This is a genomic window from Streptomyces sp. NPDC058525 (assembly GCF_042719495.1).
Taxonomy (GTDB): domain Bacteria; phylum Actinomycetota; class Actinomycetes; order Streptomycetales; family Streptomycetaceae; genus Streptomyces.
Genome location: NZ_JBHXNP010000043.1, coordinates 1 through 20,326, shown reverse-complemented (window position 1 = coordinate 20,326; position 20,326 = coordinate 1). Strand labels below are relative to the sequence as shown.

Below are 20,326 nucleotides of genomic sequence, written 5' to 3'. Positions count from 1 at the left end.
GGTCATGACCGCCCCGCCCGGCATCCCCTCCCACGACGGCCTGCGCTTCCTGGCCTCCTGGGCCGCCACCCCGGCCGGGCCGCGTAGCGGGCCGCAGGGGGCCGAAGCCGAGGCCATCAAAGATCCGGAATGACCATCTCCGGGCATGGCGATGATCTGGTGCGCGATCGTATGTTCGCCGTGGGTCAGCTGCCGGTGGTACAGCCATTGGCCTCGTCTGCACGAGCCCGGCGGGCGGGACCGGGGGATCCTGTGCCTGAGGTACGGGCGGGAGATGGATGGCCCGGTCCGACCTCGGCGCCGGGCCGGCATCCGCCAGATGCAGGATTCGCGCCTCCAGGCCCCCGTCCTGACGAGACCGCGCACGGCCGCGTCGCCGCCTGACCCGCGGCGCCGTCCGTGCCCTCCACCCAGCGGTGATGACATAGGAGCCCCTTGATCCCGCAGGACCCCGACACGCTGGGGCAGCACCTCGCCCGCGAGGTGAGAGTCCTGCGGGAGGCAGCCCGCCACGGGGCCGGCGTCCGGCTCGACGCGGGCGCCCCATCGGCCGGCGCGCCACCTGCCGACGAGGGGGTCTGCTCGTGCGGTACCGGCGGACCCGGGCACAGCTGCGGTGACGAGGGCGAGGAGCACGATCCGTGGGCATGCATCTGCGCGACCCTGCCCGCCATCCCGCTGTCGGCCGCGCTGTTCACACCGGTACGCGACGAGACCGGGCGGACGGTCGACTTCACGGTCAAGGCCGGCAACCACGTGCGCGCGGCCGAGTGGCTCGAGGCTCCGGACCGCCAGATCGGCCGACGGCTGCTCGACGTCCAGCCCGGAGCCGCGGTCGGCGGGCTCGTCGGAGCCCTCGACTCCGTCCTGAGCACCGGCCGCGCCCTCAAGAGGTACGCCCTGGACTACACGGAGCAGCGCAGCGACGGCCTGCACCGCACGAAGCTGCTGTACGACGCCTCGTCCTGCGGCGGCAAGGTACTGGCGACGTGGCGGCCCGCCCACAACCGCATGGAACTGCTCTCGCTCGACGCGCAGTACATCGCGTCCATGGGCTGGGGCACCTGGGACCTGCTGTCGGGAGAGGTCGCCTGGTCAGAAGGGCTGTCCTCGATCTTCCGCAACGATCCGTCCCGGCCCCTGTCGCTCGCCGAGCTGTGCGACACGGTCCTGCTGGACGACGTACCGCGCTTCGGAAAGTTCCTGCTCGCCCTGGTCGAAGGAGAGGAGCCGCCGGGGACCGAAATCCGCTTCAGTGTGCTCGGTGAGGTGCGTACCCTCCACCTCGTGTGGCATCCCGTGATCGCGACCGACGGGCTTCCCTGGTCGGTGCACGTCATCGCGCGCGATCTGACGTCCCAGGTGCGCAGTCGGCAACGGCTCGCCGCGACACGCAGGCAGTCCGACCGGCTGCGGGAGGAGGCCGCGGCGGAGAGGCGGGTCGCCGCGGCCCTGCGCGAGGCCCTGCTGCCGACGCACTCCGCCGAGCTGGCCCAGGCGGGTCTGTCCGTGGCGGCCGCGTACGTACCGGCCGAGACCGACGCGGCGGTGGGCGGGGACTGGTACAAGTGCCGCCTGCTGCCGGACGGGCGGGTCCTGCTCGCCGTCGGCGACGCCTGCGGCCACGGGCTGAGCGCGGTCGCCCGGATGGCCCAGCAGCGGCATGCCCTGGCGGGTCTGGCCCACTCCCCCGACACCCATGCGGGCCAACTGACCACCTGGCTCAACGAGCTGCTGTGCGCGGACCCGGCCGCGGAGACCGCCACCGGAATCATCGGGCACATCGACCGGGAACGGCGGTTCCGCTGGGCGTGCGCGGGCCATCCGGCGCCGCTGCTGCTGCGCGAGGGGACGGCCTCGGTGCTGGACACCGAACACCGCGGGCCCCTCTTCGGTATGGTGCCCGGGCACGAGTACGAGACGGCCACCCTGGACCTGCTCCCCGGTGACCTCCTGCTGCTCTACACGGACGGCATGGTCGAGCGGCGCGGCGAGGACATCGCAGACAGCATCGATACGCTGCGCCAGGTGCTGACGGGCTGCATCGGGCTCGGCCCACAGGACACACTCGACCGGATGTGACATGTGAGGATAGGGCCATGCACGATTCGTACGACTCTGTCCCTCTCACGAAGGCCTCCCTCGCTGCCTGGCGCGAGGAGGTCTCGGCTGCTCTGTCCGCCCTGACCTGCGGTTTCGAGGAGAAGTACGGCTATGACCCAGGGGAGAATGCGATTTGCCCGCCGGAGGCGGACGACCGGGCCGCCGCAGGGCGCCTAGCTGCGGAATCACCGGCCTTCGCCGATCTCGCCGTGTACTACAACGAGATCGGTGCCGTGAACATGAGCGGCGTCGGCAACGCCTACTTCCTGCGCTCCGGTGCCCAGGCAGTTGACGAACGCGTCGATCTGCCCGAGGCGGGCGGCGCCGTCCCCGCCGTCCTGATCGGCTCCGACGGTGGTGGGATCCTGTACGCGGTCGGCGCGGACGGCGCCGTCTGGCGATCTCGGAATGCTTCCGAGGAAGGCGAGTTCAACCGGATCACCAACGACCTCGGTGAGTTCCTTGACCTCCTGCGACGCTCGGTCCACCGTTTCAACGAGTCCGGACAGCCTGGTTTCGTGTAGGCCGGGTTGCCCGGATCGTCTGGCTGACCAGATGCGAGCGCGGGACCGCACCGGGCGCGCCTGCCCGCGTTCTCACTGGTCCGGTCTCACCTCGGTTTCGCCGAGGGTCCGGGCCAGGAGCACGGCCGGCTCTTCACGTTCTGCGTTCTGGACCATCCGGGCGAAGCCATCCACGCCGAGGTGGGAGTGCAAGGATTTCTCGCACTGCGCGCGCACCGACGCCAGTTCGGGGGTGCCGCGCTGGGGATGGCCGACCGAACGCCAGTGCACCAGCCCCGCGGCGTAGGCGTACGCCGCCGTTTCCACCTTGCCCTCGAGGGCGAGTGCCGCGGCGAGCAAGTCCAGGCCGAGAGCGACTCCGAAGCTGTCGCCGATCTTCCGCTTCGACAACAGCATCCCGTGGGCGTGTTCCGCCGCAAGAGCCGGGCGGCCCTGGAACAGGGCGATGAGGGAGAGCTGGTACTCGGCGTAGGAACGAGTCCAGCCTTCACCGATCAAAGCGCACTTCTCACGCAACGACTCGGCCTCCTTCTCCGCTTCAGCCAGGTCGCCGCCGGCGGTGAGCGCGAAGACCACCACCAGTCGGCAGAAGAGGCGAGCCTGCGAGAGGAAGGGGTCCCTGGGCACGTCGCTCAGGGCTCTTTGGACGGTTTCCTGCGCCCGTTGCGGATTGCCGGACATCAGGCCGACCAGCCCGTCCAGGTAGGCGGCCCTCAGGTGACCCTCAGGATCGAGGTCTGGGTCGGCCCCGTCGCGGCACGCGCCGGCCAGGGCCTGTGCATCGTCGTGGTCGCCCTGGAGCAGCAGTGTCACGCCAAGCGCCCATACGGCCTTGGTGTGCGCCGTGCCTTCGAGATCCGGTGCCCGGTCCAGGCAGTGCTCCAGATAGCTGCGGGCTTCCTGCAGGTGTCCGGTGCACGCCCAGAAGAACCCTAGGCTCCCCATCAGTTCGACAGCCCGGCCGGGGGCGGCGGCCAGGAGATGGTCCAAAGCGGCGCACAGGTCCGTGTGGGCAGCCTCCACGCGGGCGTACGCGTCGGCCTGGCCCGGCCCCGGCCACTCCTCTTCGGCCTGGACGGTGACCGCGGTGAAGTGGGCGGCGTGCCGGTCGGCGAGCTCATCGTCTTCGCCCAGTTCGTCCAGCCACATCCGGCCGTACTCGCGCAGCGGCTCCAAAAGTCGCAAGCGATCCCCGACCCCGATCAGGATGGACTTGCGAGCGAGGCCTTCCAAGGCACGCGAGACCTCGTCGGCCGGGAGCCGGCGGTCCGCGCAGACCTCCTGTGCGGCCTGAGCGCCGAACGGCCGGCGGAACACTGTCAGCCGCGCCCACAGCAGCCGCTCTTTCGGGTCGCACAGCTCATGACTCCACCCCATGGCTGTCCACAGGCTCCGGTGGCGCTCGGGCTGCACAGGCTCTGGTGTGCGCAGCAGTTCTGCACCTGCCCTCGCGCGCAGCCGGGCCGCGAGATCCTGCGGGGAGCTGTATGCCAGCTGGGCGGCGGCAAGCTCGAGAGCCAGCGGCAGACCGTCCAGGAGCCGGCAGATGTCCGCTACCGCGGCCTCCGCTTCGGGCCCGCGCCAGGATGCCGCCGCCGCGGACCGATCGCGCAGCAGGTCCAGGGCTTCGCCGTCGCCCAGGGGGCCGAGCTTGAGGACGTGCTCGCCCGGGATTCCGAGTGGCTCACGGCTGGTGACCAGGACCCGCAGCCCGGGGCCGGCCGCCGTCAGGAGGTCCGCGACCACGCTGCGTACAGCGGCGGTCAGGTGCTCACACGAGTCGAGAACCAGCAGTGTCCGACGCCCGGCCAACCATTCGCACAACCCGGTCAGCGGCTCGCGGTTCTGGTGGTCGGAGAATCCCACCGCATCCGCGATGGTCGCCACCAGCCGCCTGTCGTCCTGCAGCGGCCACAGGTGCGCCCACCCGACAAACCATTCATCAAGAACGCTCCCGAGTAACGCCTGTAAGGCCAAGCGGGACTTGCCCATGCCCCCGGCACCCGTGAGCGTCGTCAGCCGCTGCTCGGTGAGCGCGGCCACGAGATGGGCCGTCTCGCGCTCGCGGCCGACGAAACTCGACGTCGCTTCGGGAAGGTCGGAAATCACCACAGCATTCTCGACCGAACCGCATGGTCTGCGCTCGGAAACGACCAGACGCCAACCGGGCTCGGATCAGGAGCCGCCGTCCGCACGCCGCAGAGCGTCCCGTCAGTAGAGGCCCATGCGGCGGGCGGTGTCCTCCCCGTGCCGCATCCGCTGGTGGGCGCCTTCGCCGAGAGCGGTGAGCACTCCGGCGACGACCGTCTCGATCACGGCGAGGGTGGGGACCAGGCTGTCATAGGGGGAAGGGGCCGCGACCTGGCTGGGCAGGACCACGTCGGCGTGGGTGGAGGTCGGCGAGAGCCACATGTCGGTGAAGAGGATGACCTTGCCGCCCTGTCCCTGGACGAGTTCGGCCATCGTGACCTTGTCCTGCTCGTAGCGCCGGTAGTCGAAGACGACGAGGACGTCACGCCGGTGGAGAGCCGCGAACACCGCGGTGCGTTCGACATCGCGGTCGGGCAGGAAGCGAACGTCGTCGCGCAGTTGCATGAGGTGCAGGCCGAGGTACTGGGCGAAGAGATGGGTGAAGCGTCCGCCGGCCAGGGTGATGCGGCGTTTGCGGTCGGACAGCAGCCTGATCGCGTGTTCGAGGTCGTGCGGGGGCAGTTCGGCGAGGGTCTGTGCCACGGCGCCGCTGAAGACGTTGCTGCCCCGTTGGAGGAGGGAGACGTCCTCGTCAGGCCCGCCCTTGCTGCGCCCGTAGTCGGTGGCCTCGTACAGGGAGAGGGGGGAGGCGTTACGCTCGTCGAGCTCCGCCCGCAGCGCGGCCTGGAAGTCGGGGAAGCCCCGGTACCCCAGCCGGTTGACGAACCGCAGGACGGTCGGGGCGCTGACGGCGGCGCGTTCCGCGAGAACTGCCATGGTCTCGAAACCCGCTGAGGGATAGCCGGCGAGCAGCACGCGCGCGACCTTGCGTTCGGCGGGGCTGGCGTCGCCCAGCTTGAGGCGGATCTCGTCGGCGAGCGTGCCAGGGGTCATGCGCCGGATCTCCCTTCGGGACTCTGGGATTGAGGTGACAGGTGACAGGTGACAAATGACAGGTGGCGGGTCGAGCCTACTGCCGCTGGTCGGGGGGTGGGGCCGGCCGGATCCCCTCCCGGTGTCCGGCCGGCCCGGTCGCCCGGAGTGAGGTCAGGGCGCAGTCACTCCGGAGCGACGGCTATCCGCAGGCCGGTGACGGTGCGCGCGGTGGCGCCGTCGCTGGTCCAGGCGGTGAATCCGGGCTGCTTGCTGAAGGTGACGGTGAACTGGGGTCCTCTCTCGAACGTGCGGGCGGTCGCGGTGCGCTGGGTACTGCTGGCTGCGAGGGCGCGCGCGGTGCTCAGGAAGGAGTAGGGGACGCCCGCGGGGTTGGCCACGGAGTGGAAGACGTCGGGGTTGGCGGGGACGGGTGCGGAGGCTGTCGGCACCAGGGGCCGCTTGCCGGCGTCGGGCAGGACGCGCCGGCGGTTCGGGTCGTATCGGTCGCCGTCGGTCAGGTAGTTGTAGCGGGCGCCGGTGAGGGACCACGCTCCGGAGGGAGTCCTCCCGGTTCGGGCCTGGCGGAGATCGAGGACGGCGACGCCTTGGGGGCCCAGCACGCGCATTCGCTCGTGCGGTGTGCGGGGAGCCTCGACGACGAGGGCCGTGTTCTCTTCCAGTGCGTACACGCGGTCGTGTCCGGTGTCGGCGGCGAGGCGCAGGGCCCTGCCTTCGCGGCCGTAGGCGCCGGTGTGGGTGTCGATCAGTCCGGAGCGCAGGAAGCCGAACCCGCCTGCGGGCAGATGGCCGAGCCGGGTCGGGTCGTCGAAGTAGCCCGGGCTGCTGCCGTCGCGCAGTCCTTCGTACGAGTCGCCTCCCGTGACCATGTCGGCTCCGGCGGCGATCTGCGCTCCGGCGCTGGAGCCGGATACGACCGCGCCGGCCGCGAGCTTGGCACGGATCGCGGCCAGGACCTTGGAATCGGTGTGGGCGGCGCCGTGGAGCAGGGTGGTGACGTAGCGGTACTGGTCGCCGCCGCCGAAGAAGAAGCCGGTCATGGTGTTGACCTGCTCGACGACCTCGTCGGAGTCGGCGTTGGCGATGTGGTCGAGGTCGACGGGGATCCACTGGGCGTCGGCGGCGCCGTGCCGCTCGAACAGGCCGGCGTAGTAGGCGCCGTTGCACTCCGAGTTGCTGCACTTGTCCGGGTCGGCGGCGTGCGGGTCCTGGCTGGCGGGGACCGAGGAGGCGGTGATCACTCCGATCCTCGCCGAGGCTCCGCCGGCCCGCTTGATGATCTCGCCGTAGACCTGGGTGTTGTCCGCTTTCAGTCCGCCGCCGACGAGGACGAGGGAGCCCTGGTCGCCCGCACGGCGGGTGGTGTCGGCGCCGGCTGATGGGGCGAGGGCGAGGGTGAGCAGGAGAGCGGCGCCGGCCGCGAGGGTGGTGCGGCGGGCTCCGGTCGGGACGCGCATGTGGTGCCTCCTGTGGATGGGGGTCGGTGGTGGCCGGGACCGCGGCGACGGGCCTGCCGCGGTCCCGGCGCGGGCCGGCGGCCGGGTGCGAGGTGGCGGCCCGGTGCGTGGTGGTGGACCGGGCTGCCGGGGCCGGTCCCCGTACCGGGCAAGGGCGCGATCAAACCGGTACGGGGCGTTCTGGGGCGTCAGCCGGTGCGGCTGTCGCCGAGGTCGGCGACGAGGGACGCGAGGAGCGCGACGCGGACGGGGACGGTGGAGGTGTCCAGCCATTCCTCGGGGGTGTGGTCGGCGCCGCCGACCGGGCCGAGGCCGTCCAGGGTGGGTACGCCGATGCCCGCGATGAAGTTGGCATCCCCCACGCCGCCCGTCGCGGCACTGCCGAGCGGAACCCCGAGGTCCGCGGCGATCCTCCTGGCCCGGTCGAACATGCGGCGCGAGGCGGGAGTGTCTTCCATGGGCGGGCACAGGTCCAACTGCTCCACCGTGGCGGTGGTGCCGGGTACGGCGGGCCGTGCGGCGGCGGCTTCGATCGCGGACCTGGCCGCCCCGATGCCGGCGGCGGTGGCCGAGCGCACCTCGACCCGCAGTTCGGCTTCCGGGCAGACGATGTTCGCGCGGGTCCCCGCTCGGACGACGCCGACGTTGACGGCGACTTCGTCCCAGTGGCCGTTGAGCGCTTGGAGGGCCACGACCAGGTGGGCGGCCGCCAGGGCGGCGTTCGCCCCGCGCTCCGGCTCGATGCCGGCGTGCGCGGCCCGGCCGGTGACCGTCACCCGGAAGTCGGCGACGCCCTTGCGGGCGATGACCACGTCGCCGTTCTCCCGCGCGCACTCCAGGGCGAGCGCGAAATGGGCTCCGCACGCCGCTGCCTCCGTCGCCGGGCGGCTGGCAGGTGAGCCGATCTCCTCGTCGGGGGTGGCGAGGAAGACGAGTTCGGCGTACTGCCGAGCTCCGGTCTCGTGGAGGATGTCCAGGGCGGTGAGTCCCGCGAGCAGGCCGCCCTTGTCGTCGCTGACGCCCGGCCCCCGTGCCATGTGGCCCTTGAGCGCGAAGGGCCGTTCGGTGGCGGTGCCGTCCTCGAACACGGTGTCCAGGTGGGCGACGAGCAGCACGCGTCGGCCGCCCTCGGCGACGGGCAGGTCGCCTAGTTTGCGGGCGATGACCACGTCGCCGACCGGGTGCCCGTGGGTGGCCGCCGGAGCGATGCGTTCCACGTCGAATCCGATCCTCCGCAGCCGTTCCCCGGTCCAGTCGGCCATCCGGTTGACCCCTGCGGGGCTGTACGAGCCGGAGTCGATGGCGACCAGCTGGGCCAGGTCGGCGAGGTAGCCCTCAAGACGCGCCTCGGCGTACGGGAGCAGCGCGGTGGTGCGGAGCTGCTCCCCTGACGGGGCGGTCACAGGACCTTGGAGAGGAACGCGCGGGTGCGCTCCTGCCGGGGTTCGACGAGGACCTGGCGGGGATCGCCGGATTCGACGACGACGCCGTCGTCCATGAAGACGGCGGTGTCCCCCACCTCGCGGGCGAAGCCGATCTCGTGGGTCACCACGACCATCGTCATGCCGTCGGCGGCGAGCCGGCGCATCACGTCCAGGACGTCCCCGACGAGCTCGGGGTCGAGCGCGGAGGTGGGTTCGTCGAAGAGCATGAGCTTGGGCTTCATGGCCAGGGCGCGGGCGATGGCGACGCGTTGCTGCTGTCCGCCGGAGAGCTGCGCCGGGTAGTGGCCGGCCCGGCAGCCGAGGCCCACCCGCTCCAGCAGGTCGTGCGCGTCGGCCTTGGCCTGTGTCTTGTTGACCCCGCAGACGTTGACCGGGGCTTCCATGACGTTTTCGAGGGCGGTCATGTGGGGGAAGAGGTTGAAGCGCTGGAAGACAATGCCGATGTCGCGGCGCCGCGCGGCTACTTCCTTCTCCCGCAGTTCGTGCAGTCGCAGGCCGTTCTGGCGGTAGCCGACCAGGTCGCCGTCGACGGCGAGTTTCCCGCCGTCGACCCGGTCGAGGTGGTTGATACAGCGCAGGAAGGTGGATTTGCCGGAGCCGGAGGGCCCCAGCAGGCAGCACACCTGGCCGCGTTCGACGGTGAGGTCGATGCCCTTGAGGACTTCGAGCTTCCCGAAGTGCTTGCGTACGCCCTGAGCGTGGACCATGGGGACGTTCACGCGGCCGCCTCCTTGGTGTCCTTCTTCGCGCGGGCGGGTCGGGTGAAGGCTCCGGCGAACATGCGGCGCAGCGGCGAGATGTGGCCGTTGCGGCCGGTGCCGCGGCCGTAGCGGCGCTCCAGCCACGCCTGCGGAATGCTGAGCAGGGTGACCAGGGCGAGGTACCAGAGGCTGGCGACGACGAGCATGGGGATGACCTGGTAGTTCTGCGCGTACACGGCCTGGATGTTGGACATCAGGTCGTGTGCCGAGATGATCGACACCAGGGCGGTCATCTTGAGCATGTTGATCGTCTCGTTGCCCATCGGGGGGATGATCACGCGCATCGCCTGGGGCAGTACGATCCGCCGCATCGTCAGGGCGGGCCGCATGCCGAGGGAATGGGCCGCCTCGGTCTGGCCGGTGTCCACCGACTGGATGCCGGCGCGGACGATCTCCGAGGCGTAGGCGGCCTCGTTGAGGCCGAGGGCGAGCAGCGCGGCGACGGCCGAGGTGAGCAGGGAGTTCGTCTCGATCTGGAAGAAGGTGATGTCGGTGAAGGGGATGCCGATCATCACGTACTTGTAGAGGGCTGCGGCGTACCCCCAGAAGATGATCTGCACCAGCAGGGGTGTGCCCCGGAAGAACCAGACGAAGAGGGAGGACATCCCGTACAGCACGGGATTGGTCGACAGCCGCATCACCGCGATCAGCGTGCCGAGGCCGAGCCCGAGGGCCATCGCCGCGGCGGTGAGCCAGAGGGTGGTGACGAGCCCTGAGAAGATCAGGTCGGCGAAGAGGAAGTGGCCGATGATCTCCCAGTGGAGATTGCCGTTCTTCGCCAGTGATCCGGCCACGCCCACGAGGGTGGTGACCGCCGCGAGGGCCGCGATCCAGCGGCCGTAGTGGCGCAGGGGAACGATGGTGAGCTGCTCGGGCGCCGTGCGGTCGATGTCCGCGGGCGCCGTGGTGGTGGTCATCTCTAGTCCACCGCCGCGTTCTTGGTGGCCTCCTTGACGGCGATGGAGGCGACACCGTACTTGTCGAAGATCTTGGTGACGGTTCCGTCGTCGATCAGGGCCTGCAGTGCCTTCTGGATCGCGTCGCTGAGCTGCGGCAGCTTCTTGGAGACCGCGATCCCGTTGGGCGAGGCACCGTAGCCGCCCGCGGCGGCCGGGTCGTCGACGACCTCGAAGGCGTTCCCGTTGTCGGCGGTCTTGGCGGTCCAGCCCGCGGCGGGCTTCGTCTGCACCTGGGCGATGACCTTGTCGGAACGCAGGGCGAGCTGGGCGTCGGAATCCTTGGGGAAGGTCTGGATGTCGATCTCGGCCTTGCCCGCGGCCTTGCACTTCGCCTGATGCTCCTGGAGCAGGTCCAGCTGGTTGGTCGCCGCCTGCACCGCGGCCTTCTTGCCGCACAGGTCGTCCAGGGTCGTGATCTTCTCCGGGTTGCCCTTGACGACCATGATCCCGGAACCGGACACGGAGTAGTCGACGAAGTCGACGACCGCTTGCCGCTCCTTGTTGTCGGTCATCGCCGACATCGCCGCGTCGAACTTTCCGGCCTGGATGGCGGGCACGATGCCGTCGAACTTCTGCGGCGTGAAGGCGAACTTCACCCCCAGCTTCGCGCCCAGTGCCTGACCCAGGTCGTAGTCGAGCCCGGTCAGTTCGGGCTTGCCCTCGGCTACGAACATCTCGAAGGGCGCGTACGGGACATCGGTGGCCACGCGCACCACACCCGATTTCCTGATCTCCTCGGGCAGGGCGGCGTGGAGGGCCTCGTCCTTGGCGACCGTGACTCCGGCGACGGCGGCGGGCGGCTCGGCGGCACTGTCAGCGGCATCGTCCCCGCAGGCCGAGACCGCCATGAGGATCGCCACGGACAAGGCGGAGGCCGTCGACACGCGACGGAGGGACGGGGCTGGCATCACAGGTAACCCTCTCGGCAGATCGGCCGGTGACGACTGCGTGCGTCACCGTCTGACATGCCAGGAAATTACATGCATGGCTTGTAGTTGGCTAGATGTAACGCATGTTTCATCAAGGTAACGAGGATGCGATCCGTCGCGGAGCAGACAGCCCAGGGCTCTCATCTGCCCAATCGATGCTTCGGCCGCCCTGAGGGCCGACTGCTGCGTTACATCTATCGCGGATGGCGATCGGCCTGTACTTTCCGTTGCTGCAAGCTGCAGTGCTGCTTCGCCACTTCGCTGCGGCACCCCTCACCGCTGCTTTCGGAGGACCCATGCGTCCGTTCCCCCACCCCGTCTTCCCCGTCTCCCTCGCCTCCTCTGCCGCATCGCCGGCGCGGCGCCGGCCCGCACACCGCATCGCCGCATCCCTCGCGGCCGCCCTGACGGTCATGGCCGGCGGGTTCGTCCAGGCCGATCCCGCCGAGGCCGCCGCCAGCCGCATCCGCCTCGGCAGCTACGCGGACGCCGGCCGGGGCACCTGGTCCGGCCCCGCCTTCACCATGAACGGGTCCGGCGGCATCGTCGCCGCCTCCATGACCAAGGCCGTCGACACCATCCGCGGCGGAACCGGCTCGCTCGACGTGGTGGTACTGGCGGCGTCCACCCCCGGGTCCGGCAGCAGGACACCCGAGTGCGATGCGGTCATGCGCCTGAGCGGCGTCAACTCGTGCACTACGTGGACGCTCACCAAAGCCGGTGACGGCAACAACACGCAGGCCAACACCGACATCCGCAACGCGGAGTTCGTCTACTTCGCCGGCGGCGACCAGTGCAAGTACGCCGCCTGGAAATCCACCTCGCTGCGCGCATCCGTCCAGTCGGTGGTCGCCAAGGGCGGCGGCTCCGGCGGAGGCAGCGCCGGTCACCACATCAACAGCTCCGTCGTCTACGACGCGTGTCGCGGCAGCATCACCTCCAGCGAGGCCCTGGCCAACCCCTACGACTCCTACGCGACCTTCACCACAGGCATGTTCGACTGGCCGAACTACGCCGGCACCATCAACGACTCCCACTTCGTCACCCGCGACCGCATGGGCCGCACCATGGCCTTCGTCGCACGCGCTCTCAAGGACGGACTCACCACGGGCGGAAAGGCCTGGGGCGTGGGCGTCGAAGAGGGCGGCTCCCTCTTCATCGACAAGAACGGCCTGGCCACCCTCTCAGGCGCCGACACCTACGTCGTCCTGGGCGACCACCAGCCCGAGAAGGCCGTCTCGGGACAGCCCCTGACCTTCTCGAACTACAAGATCTGGCGCCTGACCTCCGGCCAGACCTTCGACTTCAAGAACCGTCCCACCTGCGGCTACTACCTCAGGAGCGTCACCAACGGCGTCGCCGACGGCAACCTGTACAGCGGCACGCCCGTCACCGGTTGCTGAAGCCGGCGATCAACGGTCCCGGAGGCGGGCAATCAGCTCACCCGAGCCATACACAGGGCCGAAATCGGCTATGCGACCTGGGCTGATAAAGGGGAGATAAAAGCTCCATAGGCGAGAAATCTTGCTGTGCCCGAGTCTGGAGCGGTCCCGTACGAGGAGAAGACGCAAGGTGGATGACGTGACGGAAGCAACGACGCGAGCGAATGAGACGACGGTGCCGGTGATGCCGTGCGCCGCGGTGGACGAAACGTTGGAGTTCTACCAGGCCCTCGGGTTCGAGGTCATCCACCAGCAGAAGAAGCCCTACGTCTACCTGGCGTTCGCCTGGAGCGGTTTCGAGCTGCACTTCGGAGGCGCCCCCGCACATCTGGACCCGAGCCAGGAGGACGGAGGAGGGTGCCTGGTCATAGTCGACGCAGTCGCGCCGTACCACGCGGCCTTTACGCATGCCATGCGCAAGGCCTACGGCAAAGTGCTGGCCAAGGGGCGGCCCAGGATCACCCGGTTCCGTCCAGGCGCAAGCCGCTTCACCCTTGTGGACCCATCCGGCAACTCGATCATCTTCATCCAGCGGGACGAGCCCGCAGAACTCGAGTACGGCGGATCGAAGCAGCTCGAGGGGCTGGCCAAGGCATTGGACAACGCCCGGATCTTCAGCGAGTTCAAGACCGACGACCGGACCGCCCTCAAGGCCTTGACCGTCGCCCTGCGCAAGTACGGGCACTCGGCGCCCGCCGTGGACCAGGCCCGGGCACTGGCCACCATGATCGAACTGGCCACGGCACTGGACGAACACGACAGGATCGACCAGTGGCGTCGGCAGCTGGCGGAGATGGACCTCACCGAAACCGAGAAACAACTGGTGGAAGGCACGCTGGAGAACGGTGCCGAACTGCGGCTATGGCAGACGTACCCCGCCACCGGGCCCGAGGCTGGCTGAGGCACCCGGCAACCGGCACCCGGCACCCAGCACCCAGCCATGGGCATCAGCTCGCGAACCTCGCGGTGACCTCCGGAGGGGCCAAGGCACGGCGCGGCGTAAGGCAGGGCGCTCGGGGGCTGGGGCATGATCGGCCGCGTGAAGACTTCCGGACGTCTGACCGCCTTCGTGGTCGCGGGCCTGCTCGCCGCACTCCCCGCGTGCTCGGAGTCCGACGGCAGTCCGGACCGTGGGACGGGTGCCCGTACCGGCCCAGATGCTGCGGCGGGTGCTCGTAAAGGCGCGGAGGGCGCGCGGACGGGGGCTGCCCGCACGGTGTTCCAGGGCGGGCACCCCGGCTCCGCGGGCGCCGGTGATCCGTACTTCCCGGAGCTCGGCAACGGCGGCTACGACGTCACGCACTACGCCCTGACCCTGTCCTACGACCCCGGCCGCGGGCGCCTCGAGGGCACTGCGGAGATCACCGCGAAGGCCACCGAGGATCTCAGCGCCTTCAATCTCGACCTCCTCGGCATGGAGGCGCTGGGCGCCACCGTCGACGGCCACAAGGCGCTGGTTCGGCAGGACGGGCAGGAGCTGACCCTGCAGCCGCGCGATCACCTCCGGAAGGGCGCAGCCTTCCGCAGCGTCGTGCGGTACGCGGGCACGCCGGAGTCGATCACGCACGACCACGGGTGGCGCGAGGGCTGGCTGAGGACGGACAACGGAGCGGTCGCGTTCGGTGAGCCGACGGGCTCGATGTCCTGGTTCCCGGGCAACCACCACCCCTCGGACAAGGCCTCGTACGACATCACCGTCACGGTCCCCAAGGGAGTGCAGGCGATCTCCAACGGGCGGCTGCGAGCCCGGCGCACCAGCGGAGACCGCGCCGTCTTCCACTGGCACCAGGCCGAGCCCATGGCCAGCCATGTGGCGACCGTGGCCATCGGCACCTACGACATCAGGACTTCCCAGACCCGATCGGGGGTCCCGATCGTGTCGGCGATGGACACGACCGCGCGCGTCGACGAGGACGGAGAGGTCCTCGGCCGGTTCCCCGAGATCATGGAATGGGCCGAGGGGAGGTTCGGTCCCTACCCCTTCTCCTCCGCCGGGGTGATCGTCGATCAGGCGGCCGACGTGCCCTACGCCCTGGAGACGCAGACCAGGCCGACCATTCCGGCCGACATCTTCCACACCACCAACGTGGTGCACGAGCTGGCCCACCAGTGGTTCGGCAACTCCGTCACCCCGCGAACATGGCGGGACATGTGGCTCAACGAGGGCTTCGCGACCTATGCGGAGTGGCTGTGGACCGAGGACCACGGCGGGGCCAGCGCCCAGCAGCACTTCGACCGCAACCACGCCAAGGCCGCGGACGACGACGAGTGGGACTTCCCGCCCGCCGAGCCGCCGAGCGCCGCGGACATCTCCGGCCAGCCGGTGTACGTGCGCGGGGCGATGGTGATCCACAAGATCCGCCAAACCGTGGGCGACGAGACCTTCCGTACGCTGGTGCGCGGCTGGCCCCTGCGCCACCGCCACGGCCATGCCTCCACGGAGGACTTCACTGCGTACGTGGAGGCCAAGGCCGGCCGTGACCTCGACTCGATCTGGGACTCGTGGCTCTACGGCGACGGCAAGCCCGCGTGATGGGGCCGACGCGGTATCAGGTCCTGATGCGCGGGCGGGCGGTCTCGACGAGCTGCATGTACTTGTCCCAGTTCCACGCAGTCCCCGGGTCGTCGTGAGTGGACAGCGGGACCTCGACATGGCCCAGAATGTGGTCCCGGTCGACCGGCACGTCGTACTTCGCGCAGATCGTGGCCGTGAGCACGGCAGATGCCTCGTACATCTCGTCGCTGTAGACCGGCTGATCGGTCCAGCCTTCGTGCTCGATACCAATGCTCCGGTAGTTGTACCACACGCTGCCGGAATGCCAGGCGACGTCGCGCTCACGCACGCACTGGGCGATCCGCGTGCCGGTCGAGCTGATCACGTAATGCGCCGACACTCGCTCGGCGGGGTCCTTGAACTTGGTGAGCATGATCGGCAAAATGTCTGTTGTCAGATGAATGACGACGTATTCGATGGGGTACGCCTCGGGGCGTTCGGAGGACGTGTAATTGGATTCGGAGGCTTCGACCCAGACGGCTGGGGCGTAGTCGACCGAGTGGTCCGTTCGCAGGGCCGCAGGCGGCCCTGCGGCAACCGGGGTCCTGCGCTTGGCGATCGGCAGCGCGGCCTTCGCCTTCTCCTCGGGCCTGACCAGCTGGGACAGCGCTCCGGAGGCCACAGTCGCACCCGCCACGCCGGCAGCCCCCCACAACAGACCTCGACGGCTAAGTCGGCTGTCTTCCATGGCCACTCCTCATGAGGTCAAGCAGGCAGGCAGAGGACGCCACGCCGTGAATCGCTGCATGGCGATAGGTAGGCGGGACATCACGCAATCTGATCGTTGACCAGGGCCCGCATGCCAGCAAGCCGATCGTCCGCCACTCGGCGCACTGGCGGCGCTTCTTGCTGGGGTAGGTGGAATCCCAGTGCGATTGGCTTTGCCTGCATTCAGGCGATGGAGGATGACGTGAGCGTTGGAGGGACCGCCCGCCGTTCGCTCACCGAGGGTCTGAAGCAGCGGCAGCGGTCCCGCGGTGAACCGCCAAACGTGCATTCACGGTGAGCGCTTCTCCGAAGGACCGGCCGGGCCGGGGCCGGCGGCTGCGTCCCGGTGGACGAGGCGGTACGCGGAGCCGGATCTGCGTCCGCGCCGGTGTCGTCCGTGGAGGGTGGCGGCTTCGATCAGGCTGTTGACCTGTGGGCTGTTCTGGCGGATGCGCGCGAGCTGTTTGAGTGTGATTCCTGCGGAGGTCGCGGCTGCGCCAAGGCGGCCGCTTCGGGCAAGGGAGCGCAGGAGGAGACGGAGCTGGAAGCCGTTCAGCTGTCCCGGTGAGGCCACCCGGTGCGCGCTGGCCAGCGCTGCAGCGGCGGTGAGTGCGCCGTCGAAGGCAGGGTCCTTACGCCATTCGCCGAGTAGGGACTCGCTGATGCCGGCTGCGGCCGCCCACCCCCGGGGGCCGAGGCCCAAGGCGGCCGCGTGGACGGCGTCGGCGCGCCGCTGATTCGTTTCGGCGGCCAGGTCCTGGTACCCGCACACTGCGGCAACCAGGGTCTGGTCGAGGGAGTCCCCTGCGCCTACACGGTCGATGACTGACTCAGCCCAGCTGTGGAGCGCGTCCCGTGAGTCTTGTGCCGGTGAGTTCGTCAACGCCGCCGTCCTCCTGCCTCCGGGATCTCGGCTCATTGTTGCGTGCGACTCGCTCCGGTCGCCGATCGCCGAGAGCGACCCATTGGTCGGTCTTTCGGCAGATGGCAAGCATGACCCTCCGGAGCCGCGCTGACGAGCCGGGGTACGACGATCACCGAGCTCATCAAAGAGCTCGCCGAGTACAGTCTGCTTCGCGTGGCCGGCCTTCCTTACTCCATGCCGACGAGACCCCGAAAGAGGATGCTGCCGTTCCGGGCGGCTGCCGCACGCGGTCGGCGCAAGTTTGGGGCCCGGTTGCCATCCGGCTGATGACCGCTAAGCCTTGAAGGGCGGGTTGCCGGATGGGTCGGGCGACCCTAGTTCATGGCGATCGTGAGGGAGCCTTCAGTGGAAGCACTGTCGTTCGATCAGTGGGCGCTCGGGTGGGCAGCCGGTGCCAGGGCGGTTCCCCACGGCGCGGTCGTGGCAGGACTTCTGGTGGACCTCGCGGCCGATCCGCGCGCGGTGTATGCCGTCCCGACGGTGGCCTTCCCGCTCAACCCTGCTGCCCGAGCTCTCGGCGTATCGCCCGTGATCGTCCGAACAGCAATGCACCAGCTCGCGGACGCCGGACTCGTCCGGCTTCATGCCGAAGACCGCCCCGACGGCTCATGGATGACGGTCACCCTCCTGCCCCCAGTCGACTCAAGCTCGGTGCAGGGCCACGCTCCGGCTTCGCTCACCCAGCACGACGACATGGACGATACGCCCGCATGAGCGTGGCCGGCGCCAGTCTCAGGCTGACCTGCGTGCCGATCGGTGCTGCTGGTGTTCTCGTCCGACGGGGTCAGTGCGGCGGCGGTTGAGCACCCCGACGAGCGTGGCGAGGTCCGCGGCGCCCGCCGGGTCATCCGCGTAGCGGGTGGTCTGGAGGGGGCCGACCTCAGGAAGGACGATGTCTTCCCGGGCCAGTACGTGGACCAAGGTCAACAGGGCTGCGCGGGCGTTGCCGTCGGTGAAGGGGTGGAAGAACGCCACGTCGAGGTACGCGCGCGCCGCTCGGGCGGCCAGCGGAATGTCCGCGTCGGTCGCCTCGCGCAGGCAGGAGGCGAAGTCGGCCCGGGTGTGCGGGGTCAGGCCGTACCGCTCGCGGCCGGCTTTCGCGTAAGCGTCGTTCGTGCGGAATGGTGCCTCTGCTGAGCCGAGGACCGTGCGCTGCCAGCCGGCCAGCAGCGCGAAGTCCAGCGGGGCGCGGCGTGCGGCATCGGCCAGGGCCAATGTGTGGGCGGCGAGCAGGCGCTCGGCGCGGACGGGGTCGCGTCGGCGCACTGGCCCTTCGCACCAGGTCCGGAACCCGTCGCTCGGGGTTGGAACCCGCTGTAGGACTGGTGCGTGTTGCCAGTCGGCCTCACGGCGGATGCGCAGCCAAACCGAGAGGCTGTCAGCAGCGGTCATGGAGATCCTCCAGGGCTGTCCTCTCACGGTGGTACCAGGAGGGGGCGTGGCCGGTGAGGCCGGCGGCCAGGTCCTCTCCTACGGAGACGATCAGTGTCGGTTCAGGGGTCACCCAGCTCTCGAACCGGCCGCCGATCGCGCTCTCCACCGCTCGCCTTGCTTCTGCTTGGTCCATGCCCGTGGTGGTGAGGAACCAGTGCAGCACCATCGAGGCCTGTCCGTGCCAGCCTCCCTCCGCTCCCGAGTCCAATGCGTGCGTCACGAGGCGGACGCAGGCCCGCTCCAGGTGCCAGCTGCGGTCCTCGGGTGAGGCATCTGGCGGCGGGGCCAGGTCGGCGAAGCGCTGAGCGGTCCGTTCCAGCCACTCCCGCCACTCCAACAGCGCGGCCACGACGCGGTCTGCGGTCGCGTCGGGGGTCGTCACCGAGCTCGGCCCGCTGATCCAGCTGCCGATGGGCCCGCCGAAGCGGTAGCACCAGTTCCATCCCCAGGCCCAGTTCCCGTATCGCTCCTGGATGATCGCTTCCACCTGGCTTTCACACCAGCGTTCACCCTGCCACCAGCCGGCCATCCCGGAGAGCACGGGTGGCACCCACTCGCGGACCAGCGAGCGGAGTTGGGCTTCCTCGTCCTCGTCCCAGGCGAACGGGTTCCGGGCCGGGTCGAATTCATGCCAGTGCCGTGTGCCGTTGTAGCGGGGAACACGGTTCTCGGGGAAGGGCAAGGTGTCACGGTTGTACGTCAGAGCCGGGCCTTCTTCTGTCCGATGCGATCGATCCACCAGTCTCGGCTCGAAGCGCTTCGGAAGGCGAACGGATTTCCGGACGGCACCCCAGTGGGGTGCGGCCTCCGTGCAGGACCCTGTGGCCCGCCGTCATCGTGGTCCCCGACGATTCTCGCAAGGGCACCCTCATCCCTCAGACCGACCGGAATCAGCACAGCGAGCAGCCATTCAGGTATGACGTCCCCCCAGACACCTTCCCGCACCCCGTCGAACCAGCATAGGTGCCCCCACTGACACCACTTCGGGAACGGCGAGCGGTGGGCCTCAGGGCTGGCGCGTCATCGCGTCTCCTTGGGCGCCGGCCGCCGACCACGCCTGGCTCTCCGTGCCCGCCGGGAGGCCAGTTCTCTTCGGGTCAGGGCCCAGAGTGCCGAGGCTGCGAAGAGCGCGGCGGTGATCAGCAGCCAGCTCCCGAGGAACACGTCCGCGGGCAGGGCCGTCGCCTCGGTGAAGTGGTCCACCCGGCCGAGTACAGGGGCAGCAGGACGAGGTCGTGCAGCAGGGCTGCGCCGACGAACCATACGGCCACGCCCCAGGTGTCCCCGTCCAGGAGTCGGACTCCTGCGTAGAGGGCGAGGGCGAACGAGCTCAAGGTGAGCGCGAGGTGGAGGGCGGAGGCACCGTAGCGGGCGCGCAGGCGGTTCATGCCGGCTCTCCGAAGGTGAGGCGGCCGACCCATTTGGTGTTGTGGACGCCGGGGGCGTTGGGGACCATGATCCGGGCCGGGTAGCCGTGGTCGTGGGAGAGGACCGCCCCGTTGACCTGGAGCGCGAGCAGGGAGCGGTGGTCGCGCACCTGATTGGGGGCGAGGACCACGGAACTGAACGGCCCGCCGCGCTGCACCGACTGGACGAGAACCTGCGGGAGATCGTCGGTCAGGCCCACGAGCGCCGCGAGGTCGGCCAGGCGTACTCCGCTCCACTCCTGGTCGTCGGTGGACCAGCCCTCGACGCAGGCGATCGGCAGCCAGGAGGTGTGCCGGGGCAGGGTGTGGAGGTCGTCTCGGGTGAGGACGGCCTGCCGTGGGCCCGCGCGGATGGTCAGCCGCCATGCGGGCCCGATGTCGTCTGCCCGGATGCCGACGGACGCGGCGGTCTTGTTGATCTGGAAGCCGTTCGGGCCGGTGCCGGGTTCTTGTCCGTGCGGGGCCAGCAGGGCGGTCGCGCTAGGGCCTGTTGCGAAAGTGGATCTTGTTCATTCATGATCACGTCTTGTGGGACGTGGAGATCTGACGAATGGCCAGTGGGCCCGGCTTGAGC

Annotated in this window: 19 protein-coding genes and 1 pseudogene; 7 read left to right on the top strand and 13 right to left on the bottom strand. The window is 69.6% G+C overall.

Annotated features, from left to right (window positions below):
- Positions 1–4 precede the first annotated feature (4 nt).
- The 3 genes from ACFWP3_RS20815 to ACFWP3_RS20805 all read left to right on the top strand — a co-directional run bounded on the left by ACFWP3_RS20815 (position 5) and on the right by ACFWP3_RS20805 (position 2,627).
- Positions 5–133 (top strand): hypothetical protein, encoded by a 129-nt coding sequence (locus tag ACFWP3_RS20815; RefSeq protein WP_384223079.1) that lies wholly within the window; start codon positions 5–7, stop codon positions 131–133.
- Positions 134–435: 302 nt separating this feature from the next.
- On the top strand, positions 436–2,082 hold the full coding sequence (locus ACFWP3_RS20810; protein WP_384223077.1) for a PP2C family protein-serine/threonine phosphatase: 1,647 nt from the start codon (positions 436–438) through the stop codon (positions 2,080–2,082).
- A 17-nt stretch (positions 2,083–2,099) separates the two neighbouring features.
- Positions 2,100–2,627, top strand: coding sequence for an SMI1/KNR4 family protein (locus ACFWP3_RS20805; protein WP_384223075.1), 528 nt, complete (start codon positions 2,100–2,102; stop codon positions 2,625–2,627).
- A gap of 72 nt (positions 2,628–2,699) precedes the next feature.
- On the opposite strand, the gene ACFWP3_RS20800 is transcribed toward ACFWP3_RS20805, so the two are convergent.
- The 7 genes from ACFWP3_RS20800 to ACFWP3_RS20770 all read right to left on the bottom strand — a co-directional run bounded on the left by ACFWP3_RS20800 (position 2,700) and on the right by ACFWP3_RS20770 (position 11,217).
- A complete protein-coding gene (locus ACFWP3_RS20800) occupies positions 2,700–4,736 on the bottom strand; it encodes an ATP-binding protein (protein WP_384223073.1) in 2,037 nt (678 codons plus the stop codon).
- A gap of 102 nt (positions 4,737–4,838) precedes the next feature.
- Complete coding sequence (locus ACFWP3_RS20795; RefSeq protein WP_384223070.1) at positions 4,839–5,711, bottom strand: MurR/RpiR family transcriptional regulator; 873 nt, start codon at positions 5,709–5,711, stop codon at positions 4,839–4,841.
- A gap of 164 nt (positions 5,712–5,875) precedes the next feature.
- A complete protein-coding gene (locus tag ACFWP3_RS20790) occupies positions 5,876–7,168 on the bottom strand; it encodes a cyanophycinase (protein WP_384223067.1) in 1,293 nt (430 codons plus the stop codon).
- A gap of 188 nt (positions 7,169–7,356) precedes the next feature.
- Entirely contained in the window at positions 7,357–8,571 is a 1,215-nt protein-coding gene (locus tag ACFWP3_RS20785; protein WP_384223064.1) for a M20/M25/M40 family metallo-hydrolase, read from the bottom strand.
- Positions 8,568–9,320, bottom strand: a complete 753-nt coding sequence (locus ACFWP3_RS20780) for an amino acid ABC transporter ATP-binding protein (protein WP_384223162.1) — start codon at positions 9,318–9,320, stop codon at positions 8,568–8,570. The genes ACFWP3_RS20785 and ACFWP3_RS20780 overlap by 4 nt, the downstream gene beginning before the upstream one ends.
- A gap of 8 nt (positions 9,321–9,328) precedes the next feature.
- Positions 9,329–10,291: an amino acid ABC transporter permease gene (locus ACFWP3_RS20775; RefSeq protein ID WP_384223061.1), complete on the bottom strand. Its 963-nt coding sequence runs from the start codon at positions 10,289–10,291 to the stop codon at positions 9,329–9,331.
- Between the two features lie 2 nt (positions 10,292–10,293).
- Positions 10,294–11,217: an ABC transporter substrate-binding protein gene (locus ACFWP3_RS20770; protein WP_384223058.1), complete on the bottom strand. Its 924-nt coding sequence runs from the start codon at positions 11,215–11,217 to the stop codon at positions 10,294–10,296.
- Between the two features lie 341 nt (positions 11,218–11,558).
- Here ACFWP3_RS20770 and ACFWP3_RS20765 point away from each other — a divergent pair, with 341 nt between their 5' ends.
- The 3 genes from ACFWP3_RS20765 (at position 11,559) to ACFWP3_RS20755 (ending at position 15,237) form a co-directional block, all read left to right on the top strand.
- On the top strand, positions 11,559–12,665 hold the full coding sequence (locus ACFWP3_RS20765; RefSeq protein ID WP_384223055.1) for a hypothetical protein: 1,107 nt from the start codon (positions 11,559–11,561) through the stop codon (positions 12,663–12,665).
- A gap of 178 nt (positions 12,666–12,843) precedes the next feature.
- Entirely contained in the window at positions 12,844–13,605 is a 762-nt protein-coding gene (locus ACFWP3_RS20760; RefSeq protein WP_384223052.1) for a glyoxalase, read from the top strand.
- Between the two features lie 138 nt (positions 13,606–13,743).
- Positions 13,744–15,237 (top strand): M1 family metallopeptidase, encoded by a 1,494-nt coding sequence (locus ACFWP3_RS20755; protein ID WP_384223049.1) that lies wholly within the window; start codon positions 13,744–13,746, stop codon positions 15,235–15,237.
- Positions 15,238–15,253: 16 nt separating this feature from the next.
- Here ACFWP3_RS20755 and ACFWP3_RS20750 read toward each other — a convergent pair whose 3' ends face one another.
- Together ACFWP3_RS20750 and ACFWP3_RS20745 are read right to left on the bottom strand one after the other, a co-directional pair.
- On the bottom strand, positions 15,254–15,946 hold the full coding sequence (locus ACFWP3_RS20750) for an N-acetylmuramoyl-L-alanine amidase (RefSeq protein ID WP_384223046.1): 693 nt from the start codon (positions 15,944–15,946) through the stop codon (positions 15,254–15,256).
- Positions 15,947–16,255: 309 nt separating this feature from the next.
- A complete protein-coding gene (locus ACFWP3_RS20745) occupies positions 16,256–16,738 on the bottom strand; it encodes a hypothetical protein (protein WP_384223043.1) in 483 nt (160 codons plus the stop codon).
- A 498-nt stretch (positions 16,739–17,236) separates the two neighbouring features.
- Here ACFWP3_RS20745 and ACFWP3_RS20740 point away from each other — a divergent pair, with 498 nt between their 5' ends.
- Entirely contained in the window at positions 17,237–17,605 is a 369-nt protein-coding gene (locus ACFWP3_RS20740) for a helix-turn-helix domain-containing protein (protein ID WP_384223040.1), read from the top strand.
- Positions 17,606–17,623: 18 nt separating this feature from the next.
- Here ACFWP3_RS20740 and ACFWP3_RS20735 read toward each other — a convergent pair whose 3' ends face one another.
- The 4 genes and pseudogenes from ACFWP3_RS20735 to ACFWP3_RS20720 form a co-directional block, all read right to left on the bottom strand.
- A complete protein-coding gene (locus ACFWP3_RS20735) occupies positions 17,624–18,157 on the bottom strand; it encodes a Fic family protein (protein ID WP_384223037.1) in 534 nt (177 codons plus the stop codon).
- A gap of 112 nt (positions 18,158–18,269) precedes the next feature.
- Entirely contained in the window at positions 18,270–19,007 is a 738-nt protein-coding gene (locus tag ACFWP3_RS20730; protein ID WP_384223034.1) for a hypothetical protein, read from the bottom strand.
- Between the two features lie 457 nt (positions 19,008–19,464).
- Positions 19,465–19,713: a hypothetical protein gene (locus ACFWP3_RS20725; protein WP_384223032.1), complete on the bottom strand. Its 249-nt coding sequence runs from the start codon at positions 19,711–19,713 to the stop codon at positions 19,465–19,467.
- A pseudogene (locus tag ACFWP3_RS20720) lies at positions 19,710–20,228 on the bottom strand (molybdopterin-dependent oxidoreductase); the annotation flags it as partial. The gene ACFWP3_RS20725 and the pseudogene ACFWP3_RS20720, both read right to left, overlap by 4 nt.
- Positions 20,229–20,326 lie beyond the last annotated feature (98 nt).